7 protein-coding genes are annotated in these 7,113 nt (G+C 72.8%); 2 read left to right on the top strand and 5 right to left on the bottom strand.

Annotation, left to right across the window (positions count from 1 at the left end):
- Window positions 1-66 precede the first annotated feature (66 nt).
- Window positions 67-336, top strand: a complete 270-nt coding sequence (locus CNO22_RS12500) for an alkaline phosphatase PhoX (protein ID WP_232806990.1) — start codon at window positions 67-69, stop codon at window positions 334-336.
- 154 nt (window positions 337-490) lie between these two features.
- On the top strand, window positions 491-2,725 hold the full coding sequence (locus CNO22_RS12495) for a PhoX family protein (protein ID WP_100499680.1): 2,235 nt from the start codon (window positions 491-493) through the stop codon (window positions 2,723-2,725).
- A gap of 67 nt (window positions 2,726-2,792) precedes the next feature.
- Here the strand turns inward: CNO22_RS12495 and CNO22_RS12490 are convergent, their stop codons facing one another.
- The 5 genes from CNO22_RS12490 to CNO22_RS12470 form a co-directional block, all read right to left on the bottom strand.
- Window positions 2,793-3,095, bottom strand: coding sequence for a 4a-hydroxytetrahydrobiopterin dehydratase (locus tag CNO22_RS12490; RefSeq protein ID WP_100499679.1), 303 nt, complete (start codon window positions 3,093-3,095; stop codon window positions 2,793-2,795).
- A 17-nt stretch (window positions 3,096-3,112) separates the two neighbouring features.
- Window positions 3,113-3,823, bottom strand: coding sequence for a phosphoadenylyl-sulfate reductase (locus CNO22_RS12485; protein WP_100499678.1), 711 nt, complete (start codon window positions 3,821-3,823; stop codon window positions 3,113-3,115).
- 234 nt (window positions 3,824-4,057) lie between these two features.
- Complete coding sequence (locus tag CNO22_RS12480; protein WP_100499677.1) at window positions 4,058-5,728, bottom strand: nitrite/sulfite reductase; 1,671 nt, start codon at window positions 5,726-5,728, stop codon at window positions 4,058-4,060.
- Between the two features lie 229 nt (window positions 5,729-5,957).
- Window positions 5,958-6,560 carry an adenylyl-sulfate kinase gene (gene cysC, locus CNO22_RS12475; protein ID WP_232806989.1) on the bottom strand — a complete coding sequence of 201 codons (603 nt, stop codon included), beginning with the start codon at window positions 6,558-6,560 and terminating at the stop codon, window positions 5,958-5,960.
- 50 nt (window positions 6,561-6,610) lie between these two features.
- A complete protein-coding gene (locus tag CNO22_RS12470; RefSeq protein WP_100499676.1) occupies window positions 6,611-7,096 on the bottom strand; it encodes an RrF2 family transcriptional regulator in 486 nt (161 codons plus the stop codon).
- Window positions 7,097-7,113 lie beyond the last annotated feature (17 nt).

The following is a 7,113-nucleotide window of genomic DNA, read 5'->3' as shown; positions in this document are numbered from 1 at the left end:
CCAATCGGCACCGCGCCACCCGCTACGACGTCGGCAAGACCGTCAAACGAGACACCGAGCGCAGCCGTGACCCACAGGTCAGGGGTTAAACGACAAGCTGAGCGCGGGTTCGTCAAGGCGTTCCTCACCGTGCCGGTGGGTGCGGAGTGCAGCGGCCCGCTGATCACCACCGACGCCCGCTCGGTGTTCGTCGCGGTGCAGCACCCCGGTGAGCTCGACGGCTCGACGGTGGCCACGCCGGCGAGCACCTGGCCCGACCGGGACCGGCGCCGGCCGTTCCCGCGGCCGAGCGTGGCGGTCGTCCACCGGCAGGACGGCGGCCGGGTCGGCAGCTGAGCGCGGACGACGGCGCCGGGTCCCGTGCGGGGCCCGGCGCCGTCGGCACGGAGGCGACCAGCGGGTGCCCGAGGTCCGTGCCTGCGCGTCCTGCGGCCGTCGGTCCGGGGGACTAGCGTCCGGGCACCGACCTCCACCAGAGCCGAGGACCCCGATGACGGACACCCCCGCTTCCCGCCGCCGTCTCCTCCTGCCCCTTCTCGACTCGGTCCGGCACGGCAGTCGCAGCCACACGACCTGCCACTACAAGTGCGGCAACGCCTGCGACGCGGCGGTGCCGAACCGGACCGACAACCCCACGTTCGAGTCCGTCGTCCAGACGGTCATCAGCCGCCGGAACCTGCTCAAGGTGGCCGCCACGGGGGCCCTCGTCGTGGCGGCGACCCCGCTGGCAACGGAGCCGGCGGCGGCCACGCCCGGACGCCGGGGGGCGGCTGGGGACGGCGCTCTCACGTTCGAGCCGGTCGAGCAGAACTTCCTCGACGAGCTCGTCGTCGCGGCCGGCTACCGCTCCGCCGTCGTCCTCCGCTGGGGCGACCCGGTCGAGGAGGGAGCGCCGGACTTCGACGTCGACGCCCAGAGTGCCGAGGCCCAGGCCGGGCAGTTCGGCTACAACTGCGACTTCATCGGGTTCCTGCCGCTCGGGCGAGGGCGCGCACTGCTCGTCGTGAACCACGAGTACACCAACGAGCAGCTCATGTTCTCCGGCGTCGCCGAGGAGGAGGCGCCGACCACCGACGAGCAGAAGCGCATCGCGATGATGGCCCACGGCATCTCCGTGGTGCAGATCCAGCGGCAGGGTGACTCGGGCGTGTGGCTGCCGACCCCCGAGCGCCACCGCAACCGCCGGATCACCGCCTCGACCCCCTTCCGGGTCACCGGGCCCGCCGCGGGGTCGGAGTACCTGCGGACGGCGGCCGACCCCGAGGGGTGCACCGTCCTGGGCACCCTCAACAACTGCGCGGGCGGCATCACCCCCTGGGGCACGACGCTGCACGGCGAGGAGAACTTCAACCAGTACTTCGGGACCTCCGCGCCGATCACCGAGGACCCGCGGGAGCCCCGCCTGGCCCGGTACAGCGTCAGCGCCGAGGACTCGGCCGGTCGCCGGTGGGAGGCGGTCGACCCCCGCTTCGACCTGGCGCAGGAGCCCAACGAGGTCAACCGCTTCGGCTGGGTCGTGGAGGTCGACCCGTACGACCCCACCTCGACCCCGCGCAAGCACACCGCGCTGGGGCGCTTCAAGCACGAGGGCGCGAACGTGCGGATCGCCGAGGACGGCCGGGTGGTCGCCTACTCCGGGGACGACGAGCGGTTCGACTACATCTACAAGTTCGTCTCGAAGAAGAGGTACCGGGCCGGCGACGACCGGAGGACGCGCGAGCACAACATGACGCTGCTCGAGGAGGGCGACCTGTACGTCGCCCACTTCAGCGGCGACTCGCCGGCCGCGGAGATCGACGGCAGCGGCAGCCTCCCCAGCGACGGCGAGTTCGACGGCACCGGCCGATGGATCCCGCTGGTGGTCAACGGCCGCTCGATGATCCCGGGCAAGGACGTCGCCTGGGTGCTCACCTTCACCCGGCTGGCCGCCGACCGGCTGGGCAAGCAGCTCGACGCGAACGGCGACTTCCCCGACCCGGCCAACCCGGTGGTCGTCGACCCCGGGCAGGTGACCACCAAGATGGACCGGCCGGAGGACATCCAGGTCAACCCGGTGAACGGCCGCGTCTACGCCGCGCTCACCAACAACTCGAACCGGACGGGTCAGGACGGGCGGCCCGGAGCGGACGAGGCCAACCCGGTGAGCCGGTCGTTCGCCTTCGACCCCGAGGACGGCACCTACGAGGAGCGCGCGGGCAACCGCAACGGTCACGTGATCGAGTGGGAGGAGACCGGCTCGATCGCGGGGGACACCTTCACCTGGCGGGTCTTCATCCTGGCCGGCAACCCGGAGGAGCCCGGGACGTACTTCGCCGGCTACGACAGGTCCCAGGTCAGTGCCATGTCCTGCCCGGACAACCTAGAGTTCGACCGGGCCGGCAACCTGTGGATCTCCACCGACGGCAGCGTGCTGTCCACCCGGAACCAGGAGGCCGGGACCTTCGCGGGCTCGAACGACGGGCTGTTCGCCGTCCCGACCGAGGGAGCCGAGCGTGGGCACCTCAAGGCGTTCCTCACCGTGCCGATCGGTGCCGAGTGCAGCGGCCCGATGATCCCCCGGGACGGACGGTCGGTCTTCGTGTCCGTCCAGCACCCGGGCGAGACCACCGGCTCCACGCGGGACGACCCCTCGAGCACCTGGCCCGACCGGCTGCCCGAGCGGCCGTTCCCGCGGCCGAGCGTGGTCGTCGTCGCCCGCGAGGACGGCGGCCGCGTCGGCAGCTGACCGACTTCTTGGCGATTTCCGCGGAAATGGCCGCCTGACGGCCGTCGGTTTCCGCGGAAATCGCCGGTCAAGCGGGGAAGAGCTCGTCCACCCGGCGGGCGAGCGCGAGGTCCAGCTCGGTGACCCCGCCCGCCGAGTGGGTGACCAGCGTCAGGTGCAGGGTGCGCCAGCGCAGGTCGACGTCGGGGTGGTGGTCCAGCTGCTCGGCCACGAACGCGATGCGCACGAGCGCGGCGACGGCGTCCGGGAAGCCGGGCAGCTCGAGGCTGCGGTGGATGCCCGCGCCGTCCCCGGACCACAGCGGCAGCCCGGAGAGGGCGGCGGTCAGCTCGTCGGGGGAGAGGCGGGGCGGTCGGGGCACGGGGTCCATCCTGCCGCCGGGACGGCCTACAGGTGCAGCCCGCACTCCGTCTTGCCGCGACCGGCCCAGCGGCCCGCGCGCGGGTCCTCGCCCGGGCCCACCGGGCGGGTGCAGGGGGCGCAGCCGATCGACGCGTAGCCGATCTCCTGCAGCGGGTTCACCGGCACCTGGTGCTCGGCGGTGTAGGCGTCGACGTGCTCCTGCGTCCAGGCCGCCAGGGGGTTGACCTTCACCATGCCGCGCTTGGCGTCCCAGTCGACGACCCTCGTGCCGGCGCGGGTCGGGGACTCGTCGCGGCGGACGCCCGAGCCCCACGCCGTATACCCCGCCAGCGCCTTCGCCAGCGGCTGCACCTTGCGCAGCGAGCAGCACAGGTCGGGGTCGCGGTCGTGCAGCTTCTCGCCGTACTGGGCGTCCTGCTCGGCGACGGTCTGCTCCGGCTGCACGTTGACCAGGGTGATCGGCATGACGCCGTTGACCCAGTCGCGGGTGCCGATGGTCTCGGCGAAGTGGTAGCCGGTGTCGAGGAAGACGACGTTGACGCCGGGGACCGCCCGCGACGCCAGGTGCGCGAGCAGCCCGTCGGCCATGGACGACGTCACCGCGAAGTCGTCGCCGAAGGTCTCCCCGGCCCAGCGCAGGACGGCGAGCGCCTGCTCGACGGGGTCGATGATGCCCTCGAAGCGGGCGTCGGCCTCCGCGGCGAGCTCCGGCGTGGGCCGAACGGCGGTCGTCATGGCTGGTGCACTCCTGTCCCGGTGAGCCGGACGGTGAAGGTCCGCAGGCAAGCGGCGCAGTGCCACTCGCTCCGGTCCCCGTGCGGGGTCAGCTCCTCGTCCCCGCAGTACGGGCAGAAGAACACCGGCAGCTGTCGCGATCTTCCGCCCGTGTCCGCGGACTCCTCCGTCACAGCAGCCAGGACTCCTCGGCGCAGGGCGGAGGTGAGGCCTGGCGGCCGCAGGCCGCGGCACTCACAGCAGCCACGACTCCTCCGCGCGGGAGACGTACGCGGCGAACCGCTCGCCGGGCTCGCGGCGCTCGAGGTAGCCGCGCAGCACCCGCTCGCAGTAGTCGGCGCTCTCGGCCTTGGTCACCTTGTGGCCGCGGAACTTGCGGCCGAAGGCGGCCTCGGTGCCGAGGTGACCGCCCAGGTGCACCTGGAAGCCCTCGACCATCTCGCCGTTGTCGTCGCGCACCATCGAGCCCTTGAAGCCGATGTCGGCGGTCTGGAAGCGCGCGCAGCTGTTCGGGCAGCCGTTGACGTTGATGCCGATCGGCTCGTCGAAGTCCGGCAGCCGCTTCTCCAGCTCGGCGTAGAGGTCCTGGGCGTGCTGCTTGGTCTCGACGATTGCGAGCTTGCAGAACTCCAGGCCCGTGCAGGCCATCGTGCCGCGGCGGAAGGCGCTCGGGCGCACCAGCAGGTCGTGCTCGGCCAGGGCCGCCACGAGGTCCTCGACCCGCTCGTCGGGGACGTCGAGGATCACCATCTTCTGCTGCGTCGTCGTCCGGGTGCGCCCCTGCCCGTACTCGTCGGCGAGGTCGGCGATCCGGGTGAGCAGGCTGCCGGTGATCCGGCCGGTGCGCAGCGCGAAGCCGACGGCGTTGGTGCCGTCCTTCTGCCGGGCGACGCCGACGTGGTCGCGCTGCTCGTGCTTCGGCGGAGCCGCCGCCGGGCCGTCGGGCAGCTTCTCGTGCAGGTACTCGTCCTCCAGCACCTGGCGGAACTTCTCCGGGCCCCAGTCGGCCATGAGGAACTTGATGCGGGCGCGGTTGCGCTGCCGGCGGTAGCCGTAGTCGCGGAAGATCGAGGTGCAGGCCGCCCAGACGTCGGTCACCTGGTCGGGCCGCACGAAGACGCCGATCCGCTTGGCGAACATCGGGTTGGTCGACAGGCCGCCGCCGACCCACAGGTCGTAGCCGGCCTCGCCGTCGGCGTTGCGCACGCCGACGAACGAGACGTCGTCGATCTCCGGCTCGGTGCAGTGGTCGACGCAACCGGACATCGACGTCTTCCACTTGCGCGGCAGGTTGCTGAACTCGGGGCTGCCGACGTACTTGCCCACCGTCTGCGCCATGACGTCGGAGGCGTCGAGGACCTCGTCCTCCAGGACGCCGGCCAGCGGGCAGTTGAGCATGCCGCGCGGGGTGTCGCCGCAGGCCTCGGTCGTGGTGAGGCCGACCGCCTCCAGCCGGCGCCAGATCTCGGGGACGTCCTCGATCCGGATCCAGTGGTACTGGATGTTCTGCCGGTCGGTCACGTCGGCGACGTCGCGACCGAAGTCCGTGCTGATGCCGCCGATGGTCCGCAGCTGGTCGCTGGTCAGCGCCCCGCCGTCGGTGCGCACCCGCATCATGAAGTACGAGTCCTCGAGCTCCTCGGGCTCCAGCACGGCGGTCTTCCCGCCGGGGATGCCCTGGGCCCGCTGGGTGTAGAGCCCCATCCAGCGCATGCGCCCGCGCAGGTCACTGGGGTCGATGCCCCCGAAGCCGGTGTGCGCGTAGATGTCGAGGATGCGCTGACGGACCTCGAGCCCGTCGGAGTCCTTCTTCATCCGCTCGTTGGGGTTGAGCGGCTCCCGGTAGCCCAGCGCCCACTGGCCCTGGCCACGCTGAGGCCTGTTGCTCGTGCGGGGGGTCGTCACGGTGGCACTTCCTTCTGCGCCGCCCGTCACGGCGCCGGGACCGGACGGGGTGGGCGCTGCCAGATCGGGGGGCGCAGCGGGTGCTGCGGGAGACCGGGGTCAGCGCGCGGTGCGACAGACCGCGCTGCTGACCAGCGCGAGGTCGATGTGACGGCGCGCGACGAGGAGCAGGCCGCGGGAGGTCACGCCCACCATCGTCCCACACCGGCGCAGATCGGCGCCGGGTGACTCACCCCACCGGGCCTGTGGCCCCCTCCAGGGCACCGCCCCGAGCCTGCGAGGGGTGGGAAGGAGGGGGTCCTTCCACCATGGCGGCGCGGATGCGGGCGACCGACTCGGGCAGCGGGGTCCGGGAGGTGTCGATGACCACCTCGGCGCGCGCCGGCGGCTCGTACGGGTCGTCGATGCCGGTGAACCCGGTGATCTGCCCGGCGCGGGCCCGCGCGTACAGGCCCTTGACGTCGCGGCCCTCGCAGACCTCCAGCGACGTGGACAGGTGCACCAGGACGAACCGGCCGTGCCGCTCGACCAGGGCGCGGGCCTCCTCGCGGGCGGCCTCGTAGGGCGCGATCGCCGCGACGACGACCGTGCCGCCGTGCTTGACCACCTCGCCGGCGACGAAGCCGATCCGGCGGATGTTGAGGTCGCGGTCCTCGCGGGAGAAGGTGAGCTCGCTGGACAGGTGGGTGCGGACGACGTCGCCGTCGAGCACCGTCACCGGCCGGCCCTCGGCCTCCAGGTCGGCGACCAGCGCGTCGGCGATCGTGGATTTGCCCGCCCCGGAGAGGCCGGTGAGGAACACGGTGACGCCCGGGCGCGGCTCGGCTGGCATGCCCGCCAGTCTCGCCCAGCGCCTCGCGGACGCGCCGACCCGCCCCTTGCCTACCGGCGCTCGGCGGAGTTGGCGGCGTCCCCGAAGGAGCGCCACGCCTCCTCCAGCGCGATGAGGTCGGCGACCGCCGGCGGGAGCTCCCCGGAGACGACGTCGGCGAGGGTGACGCGCTCGAGCACCCGCCGGTAGGCCTCCCGCGCGGCCACCCACACCGAGGCCAGCGGGACGGCGGTGCCCGAGTACTCGACGTCCTCCGGGCGCTGGCCGTGCACCTCGGCGAGGAAGCCCTGCTCCACGCGCATGACCCGGGCGATGGAGACCTCCGACGGCGGCAGGGCCAGCCGGTAGCCGCCCTCGCGGCCGCGCTGGCTGGTGACCAGCCGGGCGTGTTGCAGGTCGCCGAGGATCGACTGCAGGAAGCGCGACGGGATGCCCTGGGCCGCGGCGATGCGGTCGCAGGTCAGGGCTCCGGGTGCGGCCGCGGCCAGCTCCACGGCGGCTCGGACGGCGTAGTCGACCCGGGCGGTGATGCGCACGACAGCCAGTCTGCCCT

The sequence above is a fragment of the Geodermatophilus chilensis genome (genome assembly GCF_002802985.1).
GTDB lineage: Bacteria > Actinomycetota > Actinomycetes > Mycobacteriales > Geodermatophilaceae > Geodermatophilus > Geodermatophilus chilensis.
The sequence above is the reverse complement of the archived record's forward strand: the minus strand, read 5'-3'. Positions and strand labels throughout refer to the sequence as shown.